Source organism: Anaerostipes hominis (ex Lee et al. 2021) (assembly GCF_002270485.1).
Lineage (GTDB): Bacteria > Bacillota > Clostridia > Lachnospirales > Lachnospiraceae > Anaerostipes > Anaerostipes hominis.
In genome coordinates, this window is record NZ_NQOG01000020.1 from 1 (window position 1) to 26,932 (window position 26,932).

The following is a 26,932-nucleotide window of genomic DNA, read 5'->3' on the forward strand; positions in this document are numbered from 1 at the left end:
CGTCTGCATTTCGGATTCAAAGTCGCAGCTTTGAATTTTCAAAAGCTATTGGATTATGAAAATAGCTTGGTTTATTGTGCCTCTGAAAAAGAGATAGCATAATTAATACTCAAAACATCAAGCTCACTTTCTGTTGATTGTTCTAAATTTAATATTCTCAAACCAATTCGTGTTAAATTTTCAAGGTACAAACAAAATCAGATATTTATTAATGTGTCTTTTGACACCCTAATCTTCTTAGGAAAGAAAAAAAGGCAGACTCAACATTGCCGTCTGCTTTCAGATAAAATGAAAATAAAAACCGGAAGCATATAAGATTTTTCCGGGAGGAAATTAGGAGGAACTATGGACAGCAGAATTAAAGGAACAACAAGATTACTGGGACTGATCGGGTCACCGGTGGGACATTCAGGATCACCGGCTATGCACAATTATGGATTTCAGAAACTCGGGATTGACGCAGCTTACCTGGCTTTTGATATCAAAGAAGATCAGGTAAAGAATGCCATCAGCGCAGTGCGCACACTGAATATGCAGGGGATCAATGTGACCATGCCGTGTAAGACGGAGGCAGCAAAATATATGGATGAATTGTCTCCGGCAGCCAGGCTGATCGGTGCGGTGAACACTGTGGTAAACAGGGACGGAAAACTTTACGGACATATAACAGACGGCGAAGGATTTGTGGCAAACCTTAAAGATCATGGGGTTTCAATCGAGGAAAAAGATATTGTGATTTTTGGCGCCGGAGGTGCCGCGACAGCGATTTTGGTACAGTGTGCTCTGGATGGAGCAAAATCCGTCACGGTCATCAACCCCAGGGACGATTTCTTCGGACGGGCGGAAGAGATGCATAAAAAGCTCCGGGAAGAAACTTCAGACTGTGACATAACTTTGATCGATCTGGATGACGAAGCTGCTGTGAAAGAAGCGGTATTAAAAACCGATATCCTCATCAACGGAACTCTTCTCGGGATGAAACCAAAAGAAGACACTTCCGTGATCCGGGATACCAGTCTGTTCCATAAAGATATGGTTGTGGCAGATGTCGTCTATAATCCGAAAGAGACGAAGCTGTTAAAAGAGGCTAAGGCAGCGGGCTGCAAGACTGTCCAGGGGGACGGAATGCTCTTATGGCAGGGAGTGGCTGCATTTAAACTGTTCACCGGACAGGACATGCCGGTAAAAGAAGTAAAGGAAAAGTTCTTTTCTTGAAACAGAATACATAATCAACCAGTGATATAAGAGAAAAAGGATTGCCCGGGCAGTCCTTTTTTCTTTATTACAGTCATATCCTGCCAGAAGTCTGCATATACTTTAACAGTCTATCGTAGGAGGATATTATGGATTACTTTAATGTATATAAGGATATTATGGCCAGGACCGACGGAGAGATCTACATCGGTGTGGTAGGTCCGGTGAGAACCGGAAAAAGCACGTTCATCAAGCGGTTTATGAATCTGATGGTTCTCCCGAATATGGAAAATGAAAATGAAAGAAACCGTGCCAACGACGAGCTGCCTCAGTCATCCAGCGGAAAAACCATCATGACAACGGAACCCAAGTTTGTGCCGAATGAAGCGGTGGAGATCAACGTGGATGACGGCATCAGCATGAAAGTCCGTCTCATCGACTGTGTGGGTTACATGGTAAACGGAGCCGTGGGTCACATTGAGGGAGAAGAAGAACGGCTGGTAAAGACACCGTGGTTTGATTATGAGATCCCATTTACAAAAGCGGCCAGCATAGGGACAAAAAAAGTTATCACGGAACATTCCACGATCGGGATCGTAGTGACCACGGACGGTTCCTTCGGTGACATAGAGGCGGCCAATTATCAGGAGCCTGAAGAAGAGACAATCAAACAGCTTAAAGCATTACATAAACCATTTGTGGTACTTTTAAATACGAGCCGTCCATATTCTGAAGAAACCGTGAATCTTGCCAAAGAAAAAGAAGCCAAATACGGAGCAAAAGTGCTCCCGATGAACTGTGAACAGCTGAAAAAGGATGATATTTATTATATACTCAAGAGTGTACTGATGGAATTTCCGGTTTCTTCTATTGGCTTTTTTGTACCGAAATGGGTGGAGGTGCTTCCAAAAGACCACAAGATCAAACAGGAAATCATGGAGACTGCCCGAAGGATGCTCATGGAGAAGGATACCATGAAAGACATCTATGAGGAGGAAGATTACGAAAATCAATACATAAAACAGTGGAAACTGGATTCTGTCGCCATGGATACCGGAGTGATCCGGATCGCAGTGGATATGGATGATTCCTACTATTATGAATTTTTAAGTGATACGATCGGACTTCCGATCAAGAATGAGTACGAATTTATCTCTATCATGAGAGATCTTGCAAGACAGAAAAAGGAATACGAAGAAGTGGCCGATGCCCTGAACGCAGTGAAACAGCGGGGATACGGTGTTGTGACCCCGACTAAGGGAGATATTGTGCTGGAAGAACCTAAGATCGTGAAGCACGGAAACAAATACGGGGTGAAGATCAAGGCCAGCGCCCCGTCCATTCATATGATACGGGCCAACATCTCCACGGAGATCGCACCGATCGTCGGTGAAGAGTATCAGGCCAAGGATCTGATGGAGTACTTTGACAAGGGAAAGAGTGATCCTCAGGAAAGTATATGGGATATCAATATTTTCGGAAAGACACTGGAGCAGCTGGTCGGAGAAGGCATGCAGTCAAAAGCGCAGAAGATGACGGAAGAAAGCCAGCAGAAACTTCAGGATACTATGGAGAAGATCGTCAATGAGAGCAACGGCGGACTGGTCTGCATCATCATCTGACAATAGCTGGGCGGCATTGACAAATTGCGAAAAAAAGAATATACTTTGGTAAACAAAATATTAGGAAAGCGCAGGATAAATGATAAGATGTCGATTAGAATATTAGGTACAGGAAGTTATCTTCCGGAGACGATTGTTACAAATGATGATTTAGCAAAAGTGATGGATACCAGCGATGAGTGGATCGCCAGCAGAACTGGAATCCGGGCACGTCATATTTCTGTGGACGATACAACATCCGGTATGGCAGTGAAAGCTGCGAAAGAAGCCCTGAAGGAAAGCGGAGTCGCTCCGGAGGAGCTGGACTGTATCTTTTTTGCGACATTGTCCGGTGACCGGGCCACTCCCAACGGGGCCTGTGACGTTCAAAAAGCCATCGGCGCCAAGAATGCGGTCTGTATGGATTTAAATGCGGCGTGTTCCGGGTTTGTCTATGCCCTGACCACTGCGATCGCATATGCAAAAGCAGGAATGGCGAAAAGGATGCTCGTCATCGGTGTGGAAACCTTATCAAAGATCGTGGATTGGAGCGACCGCAGTTCCTGTGTCCTGTTTGGAGACGGGGCAGGGTGCGCAGTGGTGGAAGCGGATGATTCCAGAGAAGTATTTATTGATTACGGCTCTAATGGAAAACTCGGTGAAGCATTGACCTGCGGCGAGAGAAAATTAAATAACTTATTGGTAGAGAACCATGAGCCTTTGGAACAAGTCTTTATGGACGGACAGGAAGTTTACCGGTTTGCAGTAAAGACGGTTCCCAAGACGATTGAAAATGTATTGGAGAAAGCAGGAGTTTCAAAAGATGAGATCAAATACTACGTCCTGCATCAGGCCAACAAACGGATCATCGATTCGGCCGCAAAACGGCTGAAGCTTGACATAGAAAAGTTTCCGATGAACCTGGACCGGTGCAGCAATACATCTTCTGCAAGTGTCCCGATCTTATTGGATGAGATCAATAAAAAGGGCATGCTTGAGAGAGGAGATAAGATTGTCATGTGCGGATTTGGAGGAGGTCTGACCTGGGGAACAATTTATTTAGAATGGTAAGAAACAGCCGGAGATGATTCTGGTTTCATCTGAGAAAAAAGTAGGGCCTTCCTGCTTTTTTTGTTTATTTCTCAGGAAAGTTTTACGAGCTTCCCTATGGAATGAAAACGCTTCGCGGGTTGTGCACAGATGCGTGAGGATGAACGTGCTTCAAATGTTAAAGTATGATATAATATAAGAATATAGATTAAAGGAGGTGTTGGCAATGGAATTACAGATGTGGAGAGAGATCCTTTGCCCTTACGACTTAGCTGTGGAAGAATTAAAGCTGAAGTTCGTACACATCATGAATGAGTACAGGACCGCAGGCCGCTATTCACCGATCGAACAGGTGGATGGGAGAGTAAAGAGTATTTCCAGCATTCTTGACAAGATGCAGAGGAAAAAGATCAATATCAATGAGATAGAGACAGATCTGGAGGATATTGCGGGCATCAGGGTTATTTGTCAGTTTGTTGAAGATATCGACCGTGTCGTAGAGATTATTGAACAGCGGTCTGACATGGAGATCAAGACAAAAAAGGATTATATAACAAAAGCAAAGGACAGCGGATACCGGAGTTTTCACGTCATCATTTATTACGATGTCGATACGATCTACGGAAAAAAACGAATCCAGGCGGAGATACAGATACGCACGCTGGCCATGAATTTCTGGGCAACAGTGGAGCATTCCCTTCAGTACAAGTACAAGGAAAATATACCGGAGCATATCACGGAAAAGCTCATGAATGCAGCGGATGCCATTGTGGTCCTGGACAAAGAGATGTCGATTGTCAGAGACGAGATCATGGATGCACAGAACTCTTTCAGGAAGAAAGCGAATATCGTTTCTGAGATTTTATCAACGATGCAGAATTTATATAAAGTTGCCAACAAACAGGAAGTCATCAAAATACAGGATGAGTTTTACAAAATATATGAGACAGGAGATATGGAGCAGCTGATCCATTTCAATAAGCAGCTGGACATCATTGCGGAAGGCTACCGCGCACAGAGCCTGTCATAGGAGAAGTTATGGAATTACCACAATTATTCGTTGAGAAGATGAAATCCTTTCTGGGAGAAGAATACAGCGATTATGAGGCGTGTTTAAAGCGGCCGAAGCAGAATGGCATCCGTGTCAATACATCAAAGATATCGGTGGAAGAATTTCAAAAGATTGCACCATTTGAGACCGAGCCGGTGCCGTGGACGGAAAACGGGTTTTTTGTCGGACCAAAAGAGCAGCCTGCGAAGCATCCGTTTTACCATGCGGGTCTGTACTATATTCAGGAACCGAGCGCCATGGCACCTGCGGCATTTCTTCCGGTAGAGCCCGGGGACAAGGTACTGGACCTCTGTGCGGCGCCCGGAGGCAAGTCCACAGAACTTGGGGCAAGACTCCGGGGAGAGGGGATTCTGGTGTCCAATGACATCAGCATTACAAGGACAAAAGCCCTTTTGAAAAATCTGGAGATGTTCGGCATCAGCAACAGCGTGATCGTAAGCGAGGAACCTAAAAATCTTGTTCCGGTCTTTTATGAATATTTTGATAAAGTGCTTGTGGACGCGCCCTGTTCGGGAGAAGGGATGTTCCGCAAAGGCAGCAGTGAGATTAAAAACTGGGCCGAATACGGCATTGAACCTTATGTAAAGATCCAGAGGGAAATCATCCTGGATGCAGTAAAGATGCTGAAGCCTGGGGGATACCTTTTATATTCTACCTGCACCTTCTCTCCGGAGGAGGACGAGCAGCTGATAGAGTATCTGCTGGAACAGGAGCCCGGACTGTCCCTGGCGGATATGCCGGACTGTGAAGGGTTTGACAGAGGACACGCCGAGTGGACGGTGTCAGGACTTCAGGAGGTAAATAAATGCATCCGGCTCTGGCCGCACAGGATCAAAGGGGAAGGCCACTTTCTGGCTCTTTTGAAAAAGGACGGCTCTCCGGCTTCGGGCAGGAAGGAATCCAGACCTGCCCGTGCAGTGATCTCTGAGGAGGCAGAAGCCTTTTTGTCCGAGTGCAGGCTGGACCTCGACAGAGACCGGATCAAAGAACATAAGGGGAGACTGATCCTTATGCCGAAAGACCTGCCTGACCTTGGCAGGCTCCGGGTTTTAAGACACGGGCTGCTTCTGGGAGAGATGAAGAAGAAAAGATTTGAGCCAAGCCAGGTGCTGGCTATGGCACTATCCGACAGCGGATATGTGAGGACCCTGGATCTAAGCCTTTCAGATGACAGGCTCATGAAATATTTGAAATGTGAAACGATACTTGCAGACGAAAAAGAAGACGGTATGTATCTGATCACCGTCTGCGGTTATCCTCTCGGATGGGGGAAACTGTCAAAGGGACGGATGAAAAATAAATATGCGCCGTCATGGAGATGGATGTGATGAAGACACTGCGTTTGGACAAGTTTTTGTGCGATGCCCTGGGCTGCACCAGGAGCGAGGCCAGGAAAATGATCCGCCAGGGCAGAGTCCTGGCAGGAGACGAGATTATAAAGAAACCAGAGCATAAAGTAAACCCAGAAGAAGACGAGATCACAGCCGACGGACAAAAACTGAACTTCCGGGAATATGAGTATTTAATGATGAACAAGCCAAAAGGTGTGGTGACGGCAACAAAAGATGGAAGAGATAAGACGGTCATGGATCTGATTACCGGAACACACAGAAAGGGACTGTTCCCGGCAGGCAGGCTGGATAAGGACACAGAAGGCCTGCTTCTCATCACAGATGACGGAGAACTGGCTCACCGTCTGCTGTCTCCGAAGCATCATGTCACGAAACGCTACTCTGTCACTGTAACAGGGGAAATCGGCAGAGAGCAGCAGGAGGTCTTTGAGTCAGGCATGGATATCGGAGATGATAAGCCTTTAAAGCCGGCGAGACTTGTCATACACAGATCAGGAGAAGTATCAGAGGCGGAAGTATGGATCACGGAAGGCAGATTCCATCAGATCAAACGAATGTTTGAGGCGGTGGGCAGCAAAGTTTTAGAACTCAAAAGACTTTCCATGGGAAGCCTTGTCCTTGACCCAAAACTTCTCCCCGGACAGGTAAGAGAGCTGACAGAAGAAGAAATCAGATGTTTAAAGGAGAACCAATGCTAAAAGATAAAAAAGCAGTTATTTTTGATCTGGACGGAACTCTTGTGGATTCCATGTGGATCTGGCGGGAGATCGACGAACGGTTTTTAGGACAGTATGGCCTTCAGGTTCCGGATGGACTGAATGATCTCCTGGAAGGTTTCAGTTTTAATGAGACGGCGGAGTATTTTAAAAATAATTTCCCGCTGCCGCTCTCCATACAGGAGATCAAGGATACATGGAACCGTATGGCTTTTGAGATGTATATGAATGAGATCCCTCTCAAGGAAGGGGCAAAGGAGTTCCTGGATATCCTGAAGGAGAAAAATCTTCCGCTTGGCATCGCTACAAGCAATTCCAGGGAGCTGACGAAGGCATGTCTCGATGCTCATGGGATCGGGGAATATTTTCAGTATATCTGTACTTCCAATGAAGTGCCGAAAGGAAAACCGGCGCCGGATGTGTATCTGAAGACCGCGGAGAAGCTTTCCGTGTCTCCGGAACATATTTTAGTGTTTGAAGATATTCCATACGGCATTATGGCCGGAAACAGAGCGAATATGACGACCTGTGCGGTCAGGGATTCCTACTCCCAGGCGGTAACGGAAAAGAAAAAGGAATTGGCGGACTATTACATTGAAACTTACTTTGATATCATAAACGGAACCTATCAATCAGTTTAAGCGATACGAGAGGTGATAACATGAAGAAAGTAGCGATTATTACAGGTGCTTCCTCAGGTCTGGGAAGACAGTTCGTCATTCAGACGGCAAAGAGCCATGGATTTTTAGATGAGATCTGGGTGGTGGCGCGAAGGGCGGACCGTTTATTTGAACTTGGGGTGCTGGTTTCCAACATCGTGATCCGGCCGATTCCACTGGATCTTGCGAAAAAAGACAGTGCCGAACGGATCAGAAATATCCTGGCAAAAGAAAAGCCGAGAGTCTATGGGCTGGTAAACTGTTCCGGACTTGGACTGGCCGGGAAGTTTGACCGGCAGGAGGAAGAGATGCTGGATCAGATGGTGAAAGTAAACTGTCTGGCACTCACAAGGATCACCAGAGCCGTGCTGCCGTATATGCCCAGAAAGGCCTGTATCGTACAAGTGGCGTCCTCTGCGGCGTTTGTACCTCAGCCGGGATTTGCAGTCTATGCGGCAACAAAGTCCTATGTTTTGAATCTGAGCCTGGCATTGAGACAGGAACTGAAAAAGAGAGGAATTATTGTGACGGCTGTCTGTCCGGGACCGGTAAAGACCGAATTCTTTGATACGGCCTATCAAAAAAAAGAAATGAAACTATATAAAAAGCTTGCAATGTCAAAGCCGGAAAAAGTAGTAAAAAAGGCTCTGAGGGATGTAAAAAGAGGCAGGGCGGTCTCTGTCTACGGGCTTTCCATGAAGGCGGTGAGAGTCCTCTGCAAGCTGCTGCCGAGCGGTCTGATCGTCAGGCTGATAGGCTAGAAGGGAACCTGTATGAAAGAAATCAGAATCTCAGCCAGGGAAGAAGAACAGCGGCTGGATAAACTGCTAGCAAAATATCTGAACAAGGCTCCGAAAAGTTTTCTATATAAAATGCTCCGGAAAAAGAATATTAAACTGAACGGAAAAAAAGCATCAGGAAATGAAAAGCTGAAATCCGGCGATGTGGTGTGTATTTATATGGCGGACGCAACCATTGCCTCCTTCCGGAAAGAACCGAGGGCGGAGAGGAGAAAGGCGGATCTTTCTGTAATTTATCAGGACTCCAATGTGCTCATCATTAATAAGCCTTACGGGATGCTGTCACAGAAAGCAAAGCCGTCGGATGTGTCAGTGAATGAGCTGATCGTCCCCTATTGTCTGGAACACGGCATTTTAAAGGAATCTGACCTGGAATTAATCCGTCCGTCTGTCTGCAACCGCTTAGACAGGAATACGACGGGGCTGCTGATCGCGGGAATCTCTCTGGAAGGGCTTCAGACGATGGCGGAAGTGCTGAGAGACCGTTTTGTGAAAAAATATTACTATTGTGTTGTAAAGGGCACGGTGAACGAAAAAGCAAGAATTTCCGGATATATATATAAGGACTGCAGAGAAAACAAGGTTTCTTTTTCGGAGCAGAAGCTCGGCGAAGGCAGCAGAATCGAGACGGCCTATGAGCCGATGGCAGCCGGGCACGGCTTTACGCTCCTGAGGGTGGAACTGATTACCGGAAAGACGCATCAGATCCGGGCCCATTTGGCCGGGATGGGATTCCCTCTGGCAGGGGATACCAAGTACGGAGACAGGGATGTCAATCTGTGGATGAAGCAGAAGTTCGGCGTAAAGCACCAGCTGCTGCACTGCGGCTGTCTTAAGTTTCCCGAAAAGATGGAAAGGTGCAGGAAACTGTCCGGCAGGACCGTTGCCGCAGAGCCTCCGGAAATATTTTTGAGGACAGCAAATGAATTGTTTGGGAGAGTCGTATGGGAACCTGGAATTTAAAAGGACTGAGGGGATCGGTTCTGGAGGAATTGATCAACCACACAAATGAAAAATATAAGGAACAGGGGCTGGCACTGATCCAGAAGATCCCCACCTCCATAAAGCCGGTCCGGTTTGACAAGACCACCCGGCAGATCACTTTAGCATATTTTGACCAGAAAAGTACGGTGGACTATGTGGGGGCTGTCCAGGGATATCCCGTCTGTTTTGACGCAAAAGAGTGCGGAAACGACGTATTTCCCGTACATAATATCCATGAACACCAAATAGAATTTATGGAGAGGTTTGAAAAACAGGGGGGCATAAGCTTTCTGCTGATTTATTTTACCCACAGGCAGGCCTGTTATTTCATGTCTTTTGAGGAGACGATGAAATACTGGAACAGGCAGTTAAACGGCGGTCCGAAGCATTTTAAATTTGAGGAACTGGATGCAGGATTCTTTGTTCCCATGAAAAAAGGTATGATCCTGCATTATTTAGAGTGCCTGAATAAACTATTGGCCGGGAGGCGTTGACTTAGCCTGCTGTTTTTCGTATAATAAAACATTGAAACAGCCGTTACGTCCGGCAAGTGAATACACAGAAAGAAGATAGACCAATGATTAGAAGTATGACAGGATTTGGGCGCAGCGTCGTATCCAATGACAACAATCAGACGATCACCGTTGAGGTGAAATCAGTCAATCACAGATACTGTGATATCTCATTAAAGATACCGAAAAAGTTTACTATGTTTGAGGCGGATGTCCGGAACCTGTTTAAACAGTATGCGAACAGGGGAAAGATCGATCTGTCCATATCATACGAAGACTTGTCCGAGACCAGCGTAGGTCTCCACTATAACCGAGCGATGGCAAAAGAGTACATGGATGCCTTTCATCAGATGGAAGAAGAGTTTGGAATTCCGGTGTCGGTCACGGCAGAACGCCTGGCTCAGTTTCCTGAGGTGCTCTCTCTCACAGAAGAGACTTTTGACGAGAGCCGGTGGTGGAGCCTGATCGAAGCAGCTGTCAGGGAAGCCGGCGGGAAATTCGTCGAGTCCAGAACAGTGGAAGGGAAAAGACTTTTGGAGGATATGGAAGGAAAGCTAGCCCGGATGGAAGAAGACATTGAGTTTATTGCCGAGCGTTCTCCGTCTATTATTCAGGAATACCGCACGAAACTGGAAGATAAGGTAAAAGAATTTCTAAATAACGCCGGAATCGACGAAAACAGGATTGCGGCAGAGGTAACCTTATACGCAGACAAAATATCTGTGGATGAAGAGATCGTCCGCTTTAAGAGCCATATCAAGGCGATGCAGGAAGAACTCTATGAGAAAGAAAGCGTTGGAAGAAAACTGGATTTCCTTGCCCAGGAAATGAACCGGGAGGCCAACACGATCCTGTCCAAGTCCAGTGACGTGGAACTTTCCAACCACGCCATTGAGCTGAAGACTAACGTGGAAAAGGTCAGGGAACAGGTTCAGAATATCGAGTAGGGAGGATAAAACGATGAAAAAAGGTGCGTTGGTCATCTTATCCGGCTTTTCCGGCGTTGGAAAAGGTACAGTCGCAAAGCGCCTGGTGGAGAAATACGGATACAGTCTGTCGGTTTCCGCAACGACCAGGCAGCCCCGGGAAGGGGAGGTGGACGGAAGAGACTATTTTTTCAAGACGGAAGAAGAGTTCCGAAACCTGATTGACTACAACGGATTTATAGAATATGCTAGATATGTTGAAAATTTTTACGGCACGCCGCGGAAGTTCGTGGAAGATGAGCTCAATGCGGGGCACAATGTCATTCTGGAGATTGAAGTACAGGGGGCGTTTGCCATTAGGGAACAGTATGAAGATGCTCTTTTGATCTTCATCACGGCTCCCAGTGCCAGGGAGATCAAAAACCGCCTGATCGGAAGGGGAACCGAGTCTGAGGAAGTCATAGCGAAGCGGCTTTCAAGGGCGGTGGAAGAGTCCGAGGACATGTGTCAGTATGATTATATTATCGTCAATGACGATCTGGAAGTGTGCGTCGGCCAGGTGCATGCGGTGGTCACTGCACAGTCCTGTGAGCGCAGACACAACATGGATCTGGTAAAAGAAACAATGGAAGGATTAAAAACCTTATAGGAGGAATCATATTTATGCTACACCCATCATATTCAGAATTAATGCAGGTCATCAACGGAGATGACGAAGACAAGAATATCATCACCAGCCGCTACTCACTTGTCATTGCCAGTGCCAAGAGAGCGAGACAGCTGATCGGTGGAGATATGCCCCTTACGGAAGACGCAGACGAACAGAAGCCTCTTTCCACGGCGGTTGAGGAGATACGGAGTAATAAAGTAAAGATTCTTCAGGATGGAGAAGACGAAGAATAGAGAAAGCACGAAGGGTGAATAGGATTTTTTCTAGTCACCCTTTTAAAATATCATCTTGAAAGGAACAGAAATGGATCTTATATTAATCTTAAAAACCGTTATTTTAGGAATTGTGGAGGGCATTACGGAGTGGCTTCCCATCAGCAGCACCGGTCACCTGATTTTAGTAGATGAGTTCATAAACTTAAATGTCTCGGCAGCATTTAAAGAGATGTTTGACGTGGTGATCCAGCTGGGCGCCATCATGGCAGTGGTCGTGCTCTATTTTCACAAGCTGAACCCGCTCTCGCCAAAAAAGAACCGGAAGCAGAAACATGAGACTATGGTACTCTGGTACAAAGTAATCTTTGCGGTCCTTCCGGCAGCCGTCATCGGCATACTGTTTGACGATGCCATTCATGACAGATTTTTTAATCCGGTGGTAGTTGCGGCTACCCTGATCATCTACGGTGTCTTATTTATCGTCATTGAAAATCATAACGAGAGAAGCCGGAGAAGAGGGATGGATTCTCTCTCGGGCCTTACATACCGGATGGCCTTTATCATAGGAGTGTTTCAGGTATTGTCTCTGATTCCGGGTACGTCCCGTTCCGGAGCTACCATTGTGGGCGGAATCCTGATCGGATGTTCCAGGACCGTGTCGGCAGAATTTTCGTTTTTCCTCGGAATACCGGTCATGTTCGGAGCCAGTCTTTTAAAAATCTTAAAATTCGGTCTTTCCTTTACCGGCACAGAGCTTGTGGTGCTGGCCATAGGGATGATCGTTTCGTTCCTTGTATCCATTGTTTCGATTAAATTTTTGATGGGATACGTAAAACGGCATGATTTTAAGGCGTTTGGAGTGTACAGGATCATACTTGGTATCCTGGTCATCGGATATTTTATGTTTTTAAAATAGGAGAATTACATGGAGAAAGAATTATTTTTAAAAGGGATGCAGGAGCTTTTAGAGGTCGCAAAGGCCGGGGGCGACAAGATCCGGAAGGAAGATATTTTATCGTATTTCGGAGGAATGAACATTACAGATGAGATCGAGACCATGCTCTGCGACTATTTTGTGGAAGCTGGAGTGCAGGTGGAGGGGTATGAAAAAAGCCCGAAAAAGAATACGCAGAAAGAAGATACAGATCCGGGAGTGATCCGGTTTTATGAGGAGGAACTTGCAGAGCTGGGAGGCTCTGATCCCGAAAAAGTACGAGAATTCATTGTCCGGCTGGCAGACGGGGAAGACGTCCAAAATGAACTGATCGAGAGTATGCTCGCCGATGTGGCGCTGGCTGCCAAGAATTACACGGGGCACGGTGTTTTGCTCGGAGATCTGATCCAGGAGGGCAATATGGGCCTTATAGAAGCTGTATTTGAACTTGGAGACAAAGAGCCGGAGGAAGCCGAGATATTTTTACGGGAAGCAGCGGAGTCGGCAATGAAGAAGGCCGTTTCCGAGCAGATGAATACGGACTCGGTGGGAGAACAGATGGCAAGGCAGGCCAACCGTCTGGACGAGGCAGCCAGATTTCTGGCAGAAAACCTTGGAAGAGAGGCAACTGCCAAAGAGCTTGCGGATCACCTTAAGATGACAGAAGAAGAAGTAAAGGAGATCATGAAGATGTCGCTTGATGCGATCTCTGTCGTTGAGACAGACATTACCCGGAAATAGGCCGGAATTTCCGGCCGCCCATATGCAGGAAGAGGTGGGGCAATGAACATCAGAGAAAAGCAGGAACAGACAGAGCTTAAGCTGCTGAGTCCATATGCGACGCAGAGCAGCCGTTCAAAGGGGAGAGAAAAGCCTGAAGTGGAGTGCGAACTTCGGACCTGTTTCCAGAGGGACAGGGACCGGATCGTCCACTGCAAGGCTTTTCGGCGTTTAAAGGACAAAACGCAGGTGTTTTTGTCTCCGAAAGGGGACCACTACCGGACGAGACTTACGCACACCCTGGAGGTGGCGCAGAATGCCAGGACCATAGCCAGGGCGCTGAACTTAAATGAACTGCTGACGGAAGCTATTGCCCTGGGGCATGACCTGGGACACACGCCGTTCGGCCATGCGGGGGAGAGGACGCTGAACGAATTAAATCCCGAAGGCTTCCGCCACAATCTTCAGAGCGTCAGGGTGGTAGAGTGTCTGGAAAAGGACGGAAGGGGGCTGAACCTCACATGGGAAGTCCGGGAGGGAATGAAAAATCATTCCACCCACAGCATTTCCTCCACTCTGGAAGGAAAGATCGTGCGTCTGGCCGACAAGACCGCCTACATCAACCACGATATCGACGATTCTATACGGGCAGGAGTCATGAGGGAATCAGACATTCCGGCTGAATATACGGATGTGCTCGGACATACGGTGAGGGAGAGAATCAACACGATCATCCGGGATATTGTAAAGCACAGCGAGAACCGGAGTGATATCCTGATGTCCGAGGAAGTGCACAAGGCCATGTTTGGGCTCAGGAGATTTATGTTTGACCATGTGTACTTCAATCCTCAGACGAAAAAAGAAGAAAGAAAAGTGCACCACATCATTGAACCGCTGTTTGAATATTATGTCCGCCACACCGACCTGCTTCCTGCTTACTCTAAAGAGAGAATCGGGGTGACCGAGTCCAAAGAACAGGCTGCCTGTGACTATATTGCGGGAATGACGGACCATTTTGCCATCGAGACATACAAAGAAATCTTCATTCCGAAGTTCTGGCTGGAAAAGTGAGAAAAATAAAAAGGAATGAATCAGTTTATGTAGAATAATATATATAGAGGACATTTATCACACAGATAGGAGGACAGGCTGTTGTTATACGGAGATGACATTATTGAAGAGGTCAGAAGCCGCAATGACATCGTGGATTTGATTTCTTCCTATGTACCGCTCAAGCGGAAGGGCAGTTCTTATTTCGGACTCTGTCCTTTCCATAATGAAAAATCACCGTCGTTTTCTGTCAGCAGGGACAAGCAGATGTATTACTGTTTCGGATGCGGGGCCGGCGGCAATGTCTTTACTTTTATTATGGAATATGAGAACTTTACATTTCCGGAAGCCGTGCGGTATCTGGCAGAGCGGGCCGGGATGGAACTTCCGGAACAGGAACTCAGCGCAGAAGCAAAGCAGCAGGCAGACGCCAAGGTAAAATTAAAAGAGATGAATAAGATGGCAGCCAATTATTTTTATATCCTCCTTCACAGCAAAAGAGGGGAAAAAGGACTTGCATATCTTACAAGACGCGGGATTACCGAGGAGACGATCAAAAAGTTCGGCCTTGGATACGCAGATATCTATCAGGATGACCTCTATCGGTTTTTAAAGAGCAAGGGCTTTTCCGACGAAGAACTGAAGGATTCCGCACTGGTCACCATTGATGAGGCCAGGGGAGGCAGTGATAAGTTCTGGAACAGGGTCATGTTTCCGATTCAGGATGCCAACAGCCGTGTTATAGGATTCGGGGGACGGGTCATGGGAGACGGAAGCCCTAAGTATTTAAATTCCAGGGAGACGAAGCTGTTTGACAAGAGCAGGAATCTTTACGGGCTGAATTTTGCCCGGAGTTCCAGAGAGAAATTTATCATTTTATGTGAAGGATATATGGATGTCATTTCCATGCATCAGGCCGGATTCACCAATGCGGTGGCGGCTCTGGGAACGGCGTTTACTGAAGGGCACGGGATGCTTCTCAAACGTTATACGAACGAAGTGATACTTTCCTTCGACAGCGACGAGGCCGGTCAGAGGGCGATTTTAAGGGCGATTCCCATCCTCAAAGGTGCAGGTCTCACGGTCAGAGTCCTTAACCTGACTCCGTACAAAGATCCGGATGAATTTATAAAAGAACTGGGAAGCGAAGAACTTAGAAACCGTATACAGAAAGCCAGGAGCAGCTTCATGTTCCAGGTATCGGTGGCGGCAGGAAAGTACAATCAGGATGACCCGGAGGAAAAAACCAAGTTCCAGCACGAGGCGGCAAAACTCTTGTCCGGTATAAGGGAACCTCTGGAGAGGAATAACTACTGTGAAGCCGTATCCAGGGAATTTTTTATGGGCGTAAAGGAACTGAAAGATCTGGTGGAGTATTACGGCACCAGCGGATATGTTCAGGAGAAACCAAAGGAACAGGAACGAAGACCGGCGGAAGTTAAAAAAGAAGAAAAAAGGCAGGAGCCTCAGAAACTGCTGCTCACGTGGCTGGTCAATGAGCCGGTTCTTTTTCAGAAGCTTGCCGGGATCATCGGACCGGACGATTTTATCGAACCGATCTATCACGGCGCTGCCATGCTGCTCTTTGAAGAATACGAGAGGGACGGCAAAGTGACGCCGGCTAAGATACTGAATCAGTATACGGACATGGAAGACCAGAAGAAAATTGCGGAGCTGTTCAACACGACGCTGAAATTAAAGCCTCTGCCCGAGGACAATGACAAGGCTTTGACCGATATTGTCCGGAAAGTAAAGGAAGACAGCATTGAACACAAGATGAATGAATCCAACGACATCATGAAATGGCAGGAGCTGATCCAGGAGAAAGGCAGACTGGCAAAGCTGCATATTTCGATTTAGGTTGGTTAAAATAGGTATGAGAGGAAGGAAATTAATGGACGAAACAATGTTACAATTCAGCGAGAAGCTGGCAGGTTTAGTAGAACTGGGGAAGAAAAATAAAAATTTTCTGGAGTATGCCCAGATCGAGACATATTTTAAAGATTTTAAGCTGACGTCGGATATGATGGAGGCAATTTTTGATTACCTGGAACAAAACGGAGTCGATGTGCTTACGATTCCTGAGGGAGAGGACGACGAAGATCTGGAGATCAAGGAAGAGATCGAAGAAGAAGCGGACCTGACGATCCCGGACGGAGTCAGCATCGAGGACCCGGTGCGCATGTATTTAAAGGAAATCGGAAAGGTACCTCTGCTGAGTGCGGATGAGGAGATCCGTCTGGCCCAGAGGATGGAGGAAGGCGACGAGGAAGCCAAGAAAAAACTTGCGGAAGCCAACCTGCGTCTCGTAGTCAGCATCGCCAAGCGCTATGTGGGACGGGGGATGCTGTTTCTGGATCTGATCCAGGAGGGAAATCTGGGTCTTATTAAGGCAGTAGAAAAATTCGATTACAGGAAGGGTTATAAGTTCAGTACGTATGCCACATGGTGGATCCGCCAGGCCATCACCAGGGCCATTGCCGACCAGGCAAGGACAATCCGTATCCCTGTCCATATGGTGGAGACGATCAACAAGCTGATCCGTGTATCCAGACAGCTCCTGCAGGAACTCGGAAGAGAGCCGCTTCCGGAAGAGATCGCCGAGGAGATGGATATTCCGGTGGACCGTGTGCGGGAGATTTTAAAAATTTCCCAGGAACCGGTATCTTTAGAGACACCGATCGGAGAGGAAGAAGACAGCCACCTCGGAGACTTTATCCAGGATGACAATGTGCCGGTGCCGGCGGATGCGGCGGCATTTACGCTGCTGAAAGAACAGCTGAGCGAAGTGCTCGGAACATTGACGGAGAGAGAGCAGAAGGTGTTAAGGCTGCGCTTCGGACTGGATGACAGCCGTGCAAGGACATTGGAAGAGGTAGGAAAAGAGTTCAACGTCACCAGGGAGAGAATCCGCCAGATCGAGGCCAAGGCCTTGAGAAAGCTGAGACATCCGAGCCGCAGCAGAAAATTAAAAGACTATTTAGATTGATCGGGTGAGATATGGAACTGTCATCACGGTTAAAAACAATTGCTTCTTTTGTGTCCGAAGGGATGTGTGTCGCCGATATAGGAACAGATCATGGATACATACCCATTTATCTGACCTCCGAAGGGATGACGGACAAAGCATATGCCATGGATGTCAATCGGGGACCGCTTGAAAGGGCCGGGGAGAACATAAGAAAAGAAGGTCTTGACGGCAGGATCGAGTGCATCCTTTCGGACGGCATGGAAAAACTTCCGATAGATGCGGACAGTGTGGTGATCGCCGGAATGGGCGGAGACCTGATGGAACAGATCTTAATGGGGGGAGAGGACAGGCTTTTTCGGCTCTCAGAGCTGGTCCTCTCACCACAGTCCCACTGGGAGAAGGTCAGGAGATTCCTGCACAGCCATGGATTTGCCATCGAAAAAGAAGCACTGATAAAAGAAGACGGGAAATATTATATTGTCATAAAAGCTGTCAGGGGCCGGGAATCTTACCGTGAGTCGTGGCAGTATTCTTACGGTACTTATCTTACGGGATTAAAAAATCCTCTGATGAAGGAGTATCTGAAAAAAGAGCTGAAGGACAAACAGAAGATCCTTGACTCTTTTGAGGGAAAGGATTCAGAACATCTAAGGCGCAGGGCAGGAGAACTGTCCTGTATCCTCAGAGAGATAAAGGAGGCACTGAAGAACTATGAAATGCAGTGAACTGACGGAGATATTAGAAGATTATGTGCCGGCACGTTATGCCATGGAGTGGGATAATGTGGGACTTCTTACAGGGAGAAGAGACAGGAAGATCCATAAGATCATGGTCGCATTGGATGCGGACAACGGGGTGGTGGAAGAAGCAGTCAGACAAAAGGTGGAATTTCTGCTGACTCACCACCCTCTTATTTTTTCTCCGCAAAAGAGTATCACCGATGAGTCGGGCACACAAAAAAAGCTTCTGAAGCTGATAGAAAACGGCATTAATTGTTTTGCCATGCATACGAATTTCGACGTGGTGCATATGGGAAGAATCGTCTGTGAGGCGCTGGGACTTAAGAGTCTGGCTCCGGCAGAAACGACGTGTACAGAAGACGGGATTCCGAAAGGGATCGGTACAGTATCAGAACTTGAGTGTTCTATGACAGCAGGGGATTTTGCAGAACTGGTAAAAAATACGTTTGATATTGAACATGTCCTGCTTTTTGGAGATGAAAGAAAAGAAATCCATAAGGTTGCTGTTGTTCCGGGGTCCGGAAGACATATGGAACAGCAGGCGGCCGAGACGGGAGCAGACTTATTTTTAACCGGAGATATCGGACATCATGAAGGGCTGGACGCCATGGAACTGGGGCTTACGGTCATCGACGCAGGCCATCACGGACTGGAAAAGATCTTCGTAGATTTTATGGGTAAATTTCTCGAACAAAAAGTGCCGGAGTGTGAGATCATCCTGAGTCATACAAAATGTCCGTTTGACGTAAAATAGAGCAGAGAGGAGTTGATGGCTGAATATGCTGCATGTATCAGTAGAAGGAGCAAAGATCAGTGTAAAAGAGGGCACGGCCCTGGAGGAACTTGCGAAAAGGTTTCAGAGGCCGGGCGCCCCTGTTATTTTGCTCGCCTATACGGGAGAGAAGCTGAGAGAGCTTCACCATACGATTGATGAAGACTGTGATATTCGGTTTGTGACGAATGAGGAGCAGACTGGATATATGACTTATAAGAGGACGGTTAATTTCGTGTTTTTAAAAGCCTGTGAGGAAGTGCTGGGAGAAGGGTGCACCAACCGAATTACGATGAATTACTCCATCGGCAACAGTACCTTCTGTGAATTTTCTCTCGATGATCTGGAAGTGGACGATGAGCTGGCAAAAAAAATCCAGAGAAAAATGCGGGAATTGGTGAGACAGGATTTAAAGATCAAAAAAATTTCCTACAATACGTTCGAGGCAAGGAAAAGGTTTGCGGGGCAGGGGATGAAAGAAAAAGTGAGACTCTTTCGGTTCCGCAGGGTTTCGAGGACCAATGTCTATTCGCTGGACGGATATGAAAATTATTTTTATGGCTATATGGCGCCCAGTACGGGATATATCCAGGATTTTTATGTAGATGCGTATCAGGGAGGAATTGTTCTTCAGATCCCGAGACGGGATCATCTCCATTCCGTCTCAAGATTTACGCCTCAGCCAAAGCTGTTTCATGTGATGCAGAGGTCCAGATCCTGGAGCAAGCTTATGAGAGTGGACACGGTCGGGGCTCTCAACGAAGAGATCACCAACGGCGATATCAATAACCTGATTCTCGTGCAGGAGGCCCTTCAGGAGAAGCTTCTGGCTGATATTGCTTCAAAGATCGTGGACGACGGGAAAAAGGTTGTCCTGATCGCAGGTCCGTCTTCTTCCGGGAAGACGACATTCTCCCACCGCCTTGCCATTCAGCTTCAGATCGACGGGCTCACTCCGCACCCAATTTCTCTGGATGATTATTTCTTAGACAGAGAGCTGTCTCCCAGGGACGAGGAGGGCAACTATAATTTCGAGACGATCGCATCTCTTGATCTGGAATTGTTCAACGAAGATATCAACTGTCTTTTGGCCGGGAAGCAGGTACAGCTCCCAACCTATAATTTCGTTTCAGGAAAACGGGAATACAAAGGGAATTATAAAAAGATCGGACCGGATGATGTGCTGGTCATCGAGGGAATCCATGGCTTGAACGGGATGCTGTCCAGTGAGATTTCGGAAGAAGACAAATATAAGATTTATGTCAGCGCGCTGAGTCAGATCAATATAGATGAACACAACCGGATACCCAGCTCCGACGGCCGTCTGTTGAGAAGGATCGTGAGGGATGCAAGGCACAGGGGAACGGATGCAAAGACGACCATCGGACGGTGGGAATCTGTGCGCAGGGGTGAGGAACTGAATATTTTCCCTTATCAGGAGGAGGCAGATATCATGTTTAATTCTGCCCAGATTTATGAGCTGGCCGTGTTAAAACAGTATGCAGAGCCACTTCTGTTCCAGATCAGCCCGGGCTGTCCGGAATATCAGGAATCCAAGCGCCTGCTGAAGTTTTTGGACTACTTCCTGAGTGTTAAAAGCGAGGATATACCGAAGACGTCTCTTATCAGAGAGTTCATCGGGGGAAGCTGCTTTGAGACTTGACGGATCAGTTTTTTTATCTAACTAATCGGGATGAACCCCTATCTTAATTAATGAGAGAGAATTTTTTTACGAAGAATTATAGAATATATTCGGCTTTGCTGCAGCCGCAGACAGATAAGAACAGAAAAAAGGCGGCACAGCTGCAGGGCTCATATACGGCAGAGCATACTTGGCTGCTGGCTCTGGCTCAGAAATGTTAATGACCTTTGATACGGAACAGGAAATTAATAGAAATTAAAGGGATTTGAGTTAGATCAAATCGTCTCTGACAAGCAGACCCAAGGCAGTTCAAGGGGAAGAAAAAACGCGGAGGGAAGAGTACAGTCCACCGCAGAAAAAGAACAGACTCTTTTAGATGTCAGAGAGGGAGATATTCGGATTAAAAAGACAGGTGCCACAGTCGGAGGAGTATCTAAAGACGGCGGCATTCTGCATCCTAAAGGCTATTGAATTACCGGAACGACGACGGAACACAACATTGTGGTCGAAAAAGAGGTAAGAACAGAGCTTACCTTGTGTGTCAAAGGAGGAAACATAAATGAAAATGGAGAAGAAACGAAATGGAATTATCAGGAGATCCAGAGAGGAGAGGATCAGCTGCGGCGGAAAAAAAACAGGCGAGGCTTCAGCAGCATCGGCGAAAACAGGGCAGGTATCGAAATTTGGCTGGGTACTTATAAGCCTTCTGGGTGCCTCAGGGATCATAATTGATATTAAGACGAAGAAAAGGAATCCCTAAATCGTTTGACGGAACATACAAGAACATGGTATAATTCCACTCGGAATTTAGTTAACCGAATGATCGCGCCAAAGTATTTTGGTGAGGAAAGTCCGGGCTTCGCAGGGCAGGATGCCGGATAACGTCCGGTAGGGGTGACCCTCAGGCCAGTGCAACAGAAATAAACCGCCGGCGATCGCCGGTAAGGATGGAAAGGCGGGGTAAGAGCCCACCGCTTGGCTGGTAACAGGCAAGGCACATGTAAACCCCATCCGAAGCAAGGCAGGAGAAAAGCTATGGGCTTGCCCGGTCCGCTTTTCGGTGTGCCGCTGGAGCTTGCTGGCAACAGCAAGTCGAGATAGATGATCATTTAAGACAGAACCCGGCTTACAGATTAACTAAATTCCATTTTTATTGAAATAGAAATTTTTCAGACAAGACATCAGAATCCAGGGATGAAAACACAGTGGAGCCTAAGACGAACGAACAGATTGGAGCAAATCATATTATAAGTAAAACTGGAGGAAACGGATTTACATATAAGCAGTTAAAACACCTTACGAAAGATCCAAAGACAGAAAAAATAAGAATTAGAAATATAAAGAGATCAAGAAAAATGGACAGACAGCGAAGAAAGGAGAAGACTCTAAAGCTGTATGGATGATGCTGAGAGGATTGTTGTACAGCCTGAACAGGAGAATGTAGCGTCCTGCGGTTTGCTGCTGTCCTGTGGATTTGATTTAAATACAGAAAATGACATATATGTTATGACGATATAAATGCTGCTATGTAAAAGAATGTAGATGTATCTGAAATTGGACTTAAATTTTACAAAAGTGTGAATAATGTTTCAAAAATGTCATACACTATATTAAAGGAGTGTATATGACATTGAAGAAAAAATGGAAAGTAGCAGCCATATCTTGTGCGATTGGCTTATGCAGCGTAGGGCAGCAGGTCTTTGCAAGTGATACTTTATTTCAGCCGCCGCAGGGCGAAAATGGCGTTGATCAGCTTATCCAGAGGAAACTGTTGGAAGAACAGAAGCAGTTTAAAGAGCGAAAAGCACTGATTAAAAAGTTAAATATAGAACGTCAGATTGAAAAAGTACAGGATGTCAAAGGCCTCAAAGGAAAAATATCTACAAGAGAGAAAGCAATCCTTACTAGGATCGTGGAAGCAGAAGCTACTGACAAAGACATGAAGAGTAAAATCTTAGTCGCAAATGTGATAATAAACAGGGTCCGTTCCAAGGAATTTCCAAACACCATCGAACAGGTCGTGTTCCAGAGGACCAATGGCAGCGTACAGTTTTCTCCGACAGCCGACGGACGGTATAATTCGGTGACGATCAAAGCGTCTACACGAGAAAGTGTGGAGCGGGCGCTGGAAGGAGAAGACTACTCAGAGGGCGCGTTGTATTTTGTGGAAAAGACAATGGCGAATCCAAGAAATGTGTCCTGGTTTGACAGGGCTCTGACGAAACTATTCACTTATCAGGGACATTCTTTTTATAAATAAGAGTTAAAATTCGGGGTTGACACGAAAAAAGAAAAGTATTATCATTCTATCATATAGTGATAAACCGATGAGAAAGAGTAGTAGTCAGGATCAGAAGGATTTTAAGAGAGCTGCAGATGGTGGGATTGCAGCATGAATTCCCTGATGAATGGACTTTCGAGGGCAGTTCTGAACCACAGTAGGAGTTGCCGGGCACCCGACCCGTTACACAACAGGGCATATATGATGGTATATGAAAAGAGTGGGCATTTTTTATGATGTCAATTTGAGTGGTACCGCGGATATCCGCCTCAAGCATTAGCTTGGGGCGTTTTTTATTCCACAGGAAAGTTCTGAGAACCTTTCTGCGGAGAGATTCGCTCCTGCCACTACTATGAATGTTTATCTCTATAAGTGCAAAAAATCAATTGTAGAGAAAAGGAGAAGAAGTTATGAAAAAGAGATTATTAGCAGCAGGATGCAGCGCAGTATTGGCAGCAACATTATTATTTGCCGGATGTTCAAAAAAAAGTGAGGACAAAAGCTATCAGATCGGGATTCAGCAGTTTGCAGAGCATGAATCTTTAAATAACTGCCGCAAAGGTTTTATCCAGGGGTTAGAAAAAGAAGGAATCAAGGAAGGAAAAAATTTAAAGATTACTTATAAAAATGCTCAGGCTGATACCGCTGCCGATAACCAGATCGCTTCAAACTTTGCTTCCAAGAAGATGGACCTGATCTGTGCCATTGCGACACCAAGTGCCCAGAGCGCATACAATGCAGCTTCTGATTCTAAGACACCGGTTATCTACACTGCGGTTACATCACCGGAACTGGCAGGATTCGTAGACAAGGACGGAAAAAATGTAGGGGAAGTTACAGGAACTTCTGATCTGATCCTTGCAGATAAACAGCTGAAGCTGATCCGTAAAGTGCTTCCTAAGGCAAAAAATGTAGGAATCCTGTACAGCACAAATGAGGTTAACTCTAAAGCCGGAATTGAAGCTTATGAGAAAGTAGCTGAGAAGAACGGTTTCAAGATTGTTACTCAGGGAATCAGTGCGGCGGCAGATATGCCGATGGCGGCGGATAGCCTGATTAAAAAAGTAGACTGTATTACAAACCTTACAGATAATCTGGTCGTAAGCTCAATGCCGACTTACCTGGAAAAAGCTAACAAGGCAAAGATCCCGGTATTCGGTTCAGAGATCGAACAGGTGAAATTAGGATGTATTGGATGCGTGGGAATTGACTTCGTAAAACTTGGAGAACAGACAGGAAAAATGGCTGCCAAAGTATTAAAGGGAGAGAAGAAAGCATCCGAAATTCCGTTTGAGACGTTTAATCAGGGAGACATCTACCTCAATGAAAAAACGGCAAAAGACCTTGGAATTAAATTACCGTCAGATGTAAAGAAAGAGGCTGTAGAAACATTTACAGAAATTAAAGCAAGCAAATAAATAGGAGCAAAAAATGGAACAACTGATCATTGGCGTCTTCGAGCAGGGATTCATCTATGCGGTGATGGCTCTGGGCGTATACATTACTTATAAAATACTGGACTTTCCGGATTTGTCTGTGGACAGTACCTTTCCGTTAGGTGCTGCCATCACCACGGTACTGTTGATGAATGGGTTCAATCCGATACTTTCGCTGATCCTTTCAACAGCGGCGGGAGCGGCAGCAGGGGCTTTGACCGGGATCATCCACGTGAAGTTCAGAGTCAGGGATCTGCTTTCAGGTATCATTATGATGACGGGACTTTATACGATCAATCTGCGGATTACCGGGGGAAGTGCCAATGTGCCTCTGTTCAATTACAATACGATTTTTAACAATGATTTTATCAACAAATTATTTCCGGAGGCGCTTGAGCCGTATAAGACACTGATCATCATTACACTGATCATGCTGATCGCAAAACTCCTCCTGGACTTGTACTTAAAGACAAAATCCGGATTTCTGCTCAGAGCCGTGGGGGACAATGAAAAAATTGTTACGTCACTGGCTAAGGACAGCGGGTCTGTAAAAATAGTCGGACTTTCCATCGCTAACGGGCTGGTAGCTTTGGCAGGCAGTGTCATGTGCCAGCAGCAGAGATTTTTTGAAATCTCGATGGGTACCGGGACTATCGTCATTGGCCTTGCCAGCGTTATCATCGGGACGAACATTTTTAAAGGAAATATTCTGAAGGCTACAACGGCTGTTATCATCGGATCTGTCATTTATAAGGCATGCGTGGCAGCAGCCATCGAGATCGGACTGGATTCCCAGGACCTTAAACTGATCACTGCGATCCTGTTTCTTGTGATCCTGATCATCAGTATGGACCGGAAAAAGAAGGTGAAAGCATGATTGAACTTAAAAATATTGACAAATATTATAACATCGGAACGGTGAATGAAATCTGTCTGTTTAAAGATTTTAATTTAAAGATTCAGAACGGTGATTTCGTTTCTGTGATCGGCAGCAACGGATCAGGGAAGACATCAATGCTGAACCTGATCTGCGGAAGTCTCCAGCCCGAGAACGGATCAATCAGCCTTGGCGGTGAGGATATCACAAAGCAGAAGGAGTTTGTCCGTCAGAGAAAGATCGGAAGGGTATATCAGGACCCGGCCATGGGAACATGTCCTTCCATGACAATTCTTGAAAATATGTCTCTGGCAGACAATAAAGGCAGGGCGTATGGACTCGGACTGGGCACAAATAAGAGAAGGATCAGCCATTACCGTGAAATGCTTTCCCAGCTGGGGTTAGGGCTCGAAGATATGATGGGAACAAAGGTCGGCGCCCTGTCAGGGGGACAGCGGCAGGCAATGGCACTTCTGATGACCACAATGACGCCGATTGAGTTTTTGATCCTGGATGAACACACGGCGGCGCTGGACCCAAAGACGGCGGAACTGATCATGCAACTGACGGATAAGATCGTCAGGGAGAAAAACTTAACGACTGTTATGGTCACGCACAATCTCAGGTTTGCCGTGGAATATGGAAACCGTCTGATCATGATGCACCAGGGACAGGCAATTTTAGACAAGGCAGGAAAAGAAAAAGAAACTTTAGCTATAGAAGATTTGCTGGATCAGTTTAATGAGATCAGCATAGAGACCGGGAATTGAGTGAATATATACAGATGTTTGGTGATGTTTAACAGGGATATATAACCCAGAAAAAATCGGCATAGTCGTGATTATCGGCTATGCCGATTTTTCTTTTGTAATAATTCACTTGCAACAGCACCTCCCAAAATAAGAACAGCACCCAGAAGCTGTACAGCCGACAGGCGCTCTCTGAGAAAGAATGCTGAGAATATGAGTGCCGACAGTGGTTCGAGATATCCACATAAAATGGCCAAAAACCGTGGATGTTAACTTTAGTTGACATATTTCCAACGGCATTTGGTGGAAAAAAGAGCCACAGTTCTTATGATATATATAAACAGACAGAGGAGATAGCCTATGAAAATTCTATAAAAATTTAAATCGTTTAAGAAAAGAGAAAGACTGGTCACAGGAAGAATTGGGAAACCAGCTGTATGTATCCAGGCAGACCGTATCCAAGTGGGAACTGGGAGTTTCCCAAACAAAAAGATATTGAGAAATAGCCTGTGTTTACCTGCTTGTAAATAAAAAAATATTGTTACTAAGCTTAGAGATACTACATAAGCGTGTTAGTATCTCTTTTTCGTTGCGGTAAAACAGCAGACTATTTCATTTCCACTTGATTATCCTAAAGCTTATTGGTCTATAGTTTGTCAAGGGCTTGTTGCATGAGTAATGCTGAATAGCACCCTTTACAAAGCACAGGCTGATAAGTAACTTTTCAAAAACAGAAAAGAAATGACGATATTGAAGTATCATGCTATAATGTACACAAAGACAAATTCTTTAGGTTAGAATCGATGATGGGGTAAACGAAAAAGCAGTTTTGGCATTCCAGTGAACTGCCCCTTCGTTTACACCATTTTCGATTTGGCCTAATTGAACAAAGTGAGTGTCCAGATAACCACTACCTATGGACTTTCAATCTTTTGCCCTTACCCGTGATTATACAGGATTTTCTGTACAGAAGCTACAGAAATCAAATATTTTCAGATAAATAGGTACG

General features: G+C 46.1%; 27 protein-coding genes, 1 other RNA gene, 1 pseudogene and 1 other annotated feature. Of the genes and pseudogenes, 28 read left to right on the forward strand and 1 reads right to left on the reverse strand.

Annotation, left to right across the window (positions count from 1 at the left end; genetic code table 11):
- The first annotated feature begins 345 nt into the window (after window positions 1-345).
- The 27 genes from CI597_RS14160 (at window position 346) to CI597_RS14300 (ending at window position 25,944) form a co-directional block, all read left to right on the forward strand.
- On the forward strand, window positions 346-1,215 hold the full coding sequence (locus tag CI597_RS14160) for a shikimate dehydrogenase (RefSeq protein ID WP_095142989.1): 870 nt from the start codon (window positions 346-348) through the stop codon (window positions 1,213-1,215).
- A gap of 128 nt (window positions 1,216-1,343) precedes the next feature.
- Window positions 1,344-2,816, forward strand: coding sequence for a stage IV sporulation protein A (gene spoIVA / locus CI597_RS14165; RefSeq protein WP_095142990.1), 1,473 nt, complete (start codon window positions 1,344-1,346; stop codon window positions 2,814-2,816).
- A gap of 87 nt (window positions 2,817-2,903) precedes the next feature.
- Window positions 2,904-3,866: a beta-ketoacyl-ACP synthase III gene (locus CI597_RS14170; protein ID WP_095142991.1), complete on the forward strand. Its 963-nt coding sequence runs from the start codon at window positions 2,904-2,906 to the stop codon at window positions 3,864-3,866.
- A gap of 205 nt (window positions 3,867-4,071) precedes the next feature.
- The gene (locus tag CI597_RS14175; RefSeq protein ID WP_006567368.1) at window positions 4,072-4,875 is read left to right on the forward strand and encodes a GTP pyrophosphokinase; all 804 of its coding nucleotides are present in this window, start codon (window positions 4,072-4,074) and stop codon (window positions 4,873-4,875) included.
- 8 nt (window positions 4,876-4,883) lie between these two features.
- Window positions 4,884-6,245: an RsmF rRNA methyltransferase first C-terminal domain-containing protein gene (locus CI597_RS14180; protein WP_095142992.1), complete on the forward strand. Its 1,362-nt coding sequence runs from the start codon at window positions 4,884-4,886 to the stop codon at window positions 6,243-6,245.
- The gene (locus CI597_RS14185; RefSeq protein WP_186992535.1) at window positions 6,245-6,967 is read left to right on the forward strand and encodes a pseudouridine synthase; all 723 of its coding nucleotides are present in this window, start codon (window positions 6,245-6,247) and stop codon (window positions 6,965-6,967) included. Before CI597_RS14180 ends, CI597_RS14185 begins: the two co-directional genes overlap by 1 nt.
- Window positions 6,961-7,626: an HAD family hydrolase gene (locus CI597_RS14190; RefSeq protein ID WP_095142993.1), complete on the forward strand. Its 666-nt coding sequence runs from the start codon at window positions 6,961-6,963 to the stop codon at window positions 7,624-7,626. The genes CI597_RS14185 and CI597_RS14190 overlap by 7 nt, the downstream gene beginning before the upstream one ends.
- A 20-nt stretch (window positions 7,627-7,646) precedes the next feature.
- Complete coding sequence (locus CI597_RS14195) at window positions 7,647-8,405, forward strand: SDR family NAD(P)-dependent oxidoreductase (RefSeq protein ID WP_095142994.1); 759 nt, start codon at window positions 7,647-7,649, stop codon at window positions 8,403-8,405.
- Window positions 8,406-8,417: 12 nt separating this feature from the next.
- Complete coding sequence (locus CI597_RS14200; RefSeq protein WP_024727904.1) at window positions 8,418-9,407, forward strand: RluA family pseudouridine synthase; 990 nt, start codon at window positions 8,418-8,420, stop codon at window positions 9,405-9,407.
- On the forward strand, window positions 9,389-9,922 hold the full coding sequence (locus CI597_RS14205) for a Holliday junction resolvase RecU (RefSeq protein ID WP_024727903.1): 534 nt from the start codon (window positions 9,389-9,391) through the stop codon (window positions 9,920-9,922). Before CI597_RS14200 ends, CI597_RS14205 begins: the two co-directional genes overlap by 19 nt.
- Before the next feature lie 83 nt (window positions 9,923-10,005).
- Entirely contained in the window at window positions 10,006-10,887 is an 882-nt protein-coding gene (locus CI597_RS14210; RefSeq protein ID WP_024727902.1) for a YicC/YloC family endoribonuclease, read from the forward strand.
- A gap of 13 nt (window positions 10,888-10,900) precedes the next feature.
- Window positions 10,901-11,515: a guanylate kinase gene (gmk, locus tag CI597_RS14215; RefSeq protein WP_024727901.1), complete on the forward strand. Its 615-nt coding sequence runs from the start codon at window positions 10,901-10,903 to the stop codon at window positions 11,513-11,515.
- A 14-nt stretch (window positions 11,516-11,529) separates the two neighbouring features.
- The gene (gene rpoZ, locus CI597_RS14220; RefSeq protein ID WP_009291193.1) at window positions 11,530-11,769 is read left to right on the forward strand and encodes a DNA-directed RNA polymerase subunit omega; all 240 of its coding nucleotides are present in this window, start codon (window positions 11,530-11,532) and stop codon (window positions 11,767-11,769) included.
- A 70-nt stretch (window positions 11,770-11,839) separates the two neighbouring features.
- Entirely contained in the window at window positions 11,840-12,667 is an 828-nt protein-coding gene (locus tag CI597_RS14225; protein WP_024727900.1) for an undecaprenyl-diphosphate phosphatase, read from the forward strand.
- 9 nt (window positions 12,668-12,676) lie between these two features.
- Window positions 12,677-13,426 carry a sigma-70 domain-containing protein gene (locus CI597_RS14230; protein ID WP_024727899.1) on the forward strand — a complete coding sequence of 250 codons (750 nt, stop codon included), beginning with the start codon at window positions 12,677-12,679 and terminating at the stop codon, window positions 13,424-13,426.
- Between the two features lie 42 nt (window positions 13,427-13,468).
- Entirely contained in the window at window positions 13,469-14,476 is a 1,008-nt protein-coding gene (locus tag CI597_RS14235) for a deoxyguanosinetriphosphate triphosphohydrolase (protein WP_024727898.1), read from the forward strand.
- 81 nt (window positions 14,477-14,557) lie between these two features.
- Window positions 14,558-16,315, forward strand: a complete 1,758-nt coding sequence (gene dnaG / locus CI597_RS14240; protein WP_024727897.1) for a DNA primase — start codon at window positions 14,558-14,560, stop codon at window positions 16,313-16,315.
- Between the two features lie 34 nt (window positions 16,316-16,349).
- The gene (gene rpoD, locus CI597_RS14245; RefSeq protein WP_009291195.1) at window positions 16,350-17,444 is read left to right on the forward strand and encodes an RNA polymerase sigma factor RpoD; all 1,095 of its coding nucleotides are present in this window, start codon (window positions 16,350-16,352) and stop codon (window positions 17,442-17,444) included.
- An 11-nt stretch (window positions 17,445-17,455) separates the two neighbouring features.
- Complete coding sequence (locus CI597_RS14250; protein WP_024727896.1) at window positions 17,456-18,151, forward strand: tRNA (adenine(22)-N(1))-methyltransferase; 696 nt, start codon at window positions 17,456-17,458, stop codon at window positions 18,149-18,151.
- On the forward strand, window positions 18,138-18,920 hold the full coding sequence (locus CI597_RS14255) for a Nif3-like dinuclear metal center hexameric protein (RefSeq protein ID WP_024727895.1): 783 nt from the start codon (window positions 18,138-18,140) through the stop codon (window positions 18,918-18,920). The genes CI597_RS14250 and CI597_RS14255 overlap by 14 nt, the downstream gene beginning before the upstream one ends.
- A 25-nt stretch (window positions 18,921-18,945) precedes the next feature.
- The gene (locus tag CI597_RS14260) at window positions 18,946-20,601 is read left to right on the forward strand and encodes a nucleoside kinase (protein WP_024727894.1); all 1,656 of its coding nucleotides are present in this window, start codon (window positions 18,946-18,948) and stop codon (window positions 20,599-20,601) included.
- Between the two features lie 538 nt (window positions 20,602-21,139).
- Entirely contained in the window at window positions 21,140-21,340 is a 201-nt protein-coding gene (locus CI597_RS17820; RefSeq protein ID WP_024727893.1) for a hypothetical protein, read from the forward strand.
- Window positions 21,341-21,387: 47 nt separating this feature from the next.
- An RNA gene (gene rnpB, locus CI597_RS14270) (RNase P RNA component class A) lies at window positions 21,388-21,725 on the forward strand.
- 479 nt (window positions 21,726-22,204) lie between these two features.
- The gene (locus CI597_RS14285) at window positions 22,205-22,840 is read left to right on the forward strand and encodes a cell wall hydrolase (protein ID WP_024727891.1); all 636 of its coding nucleotides are present in this window, start codon (window positions 22,205-22,207) and stop codon (window positions 22,838-22,840) included.
- 58 nt (window positions 22,841-22,898) lie between these two features.
- Window positions 22,899-23,136 (forward strand) — a binding site (T-box leader).
- Between the two features lie 135 nt (window positions 23,137-23,271).
- On the forward strand, window positions 23,272-24,279 hold the full coding sequence (locus tag CI597_RS14290; RefSeq protein WP_024727890.1) for an ABC transporter substrate-binding protein: 1,008 nt from the start codon (window positions 23,272-23,274) through the stop codon (window positions 24,277-24,279).
- 13 nt (window positions 24,280-24,292) lie between these two features.
- Window positions 24,293-25,174 carry an ABC transporter permease gene (locus CI597_RS14295; RefSeq protein WP_024727889.1) on the forward strand — a complete coding sequence of 294 codons (882 nt, stop codon included), beginning with the start codon at window positions 24,293-24,295 and terminating at the stop codon, window positions 25,172-25,174.
- Window positions 25,171-25,944, forward strand: coding sequence for an ABC transporter ATP-binding protein (locus CI597_RS14300; RefSeq protein ID WP_024727888.1), 774 nt, complete (start codon window positions 25,171-25,173; stop codon window positions 25,942-25,944). The genes CI597_RS14295 and CI597_RS14300 overlap by 4 nt, the downstream gene beginning before the upstream one ends.
- A gap of 71 nt (window positions 25,945-26,015) precedes the next feature.
- Here the strand turns inward: CI597_RS14300 and CI597_RS19550 are convergent, their stop codons facing one another.
- Window positions 26,016-26,180, reverse strand: coding sequence for an EamA family transporter (locus CI597_RS19550; RefSeq protein ID WP_334293353.1), 165 nt, complete (start codon window positions 26,178-26,180; stop codon window positions 26,016-26,018).
- 140 nt (window positions 26,181-26,320) lie between these two features.
- On the opposite strand from CI597_RS19550, the pseudogene CI597_RS18740 reads away from it, so the two are divergent.
- Window positions 26,321-26,422: pseudogene (locus CI597_RS18740) on the forward strand (helix-turn-helix transcriptional regulator); the annotation flags it as partial.
- Window positions 26,423-26,932 lie beyond the last annotated feature (510 nt).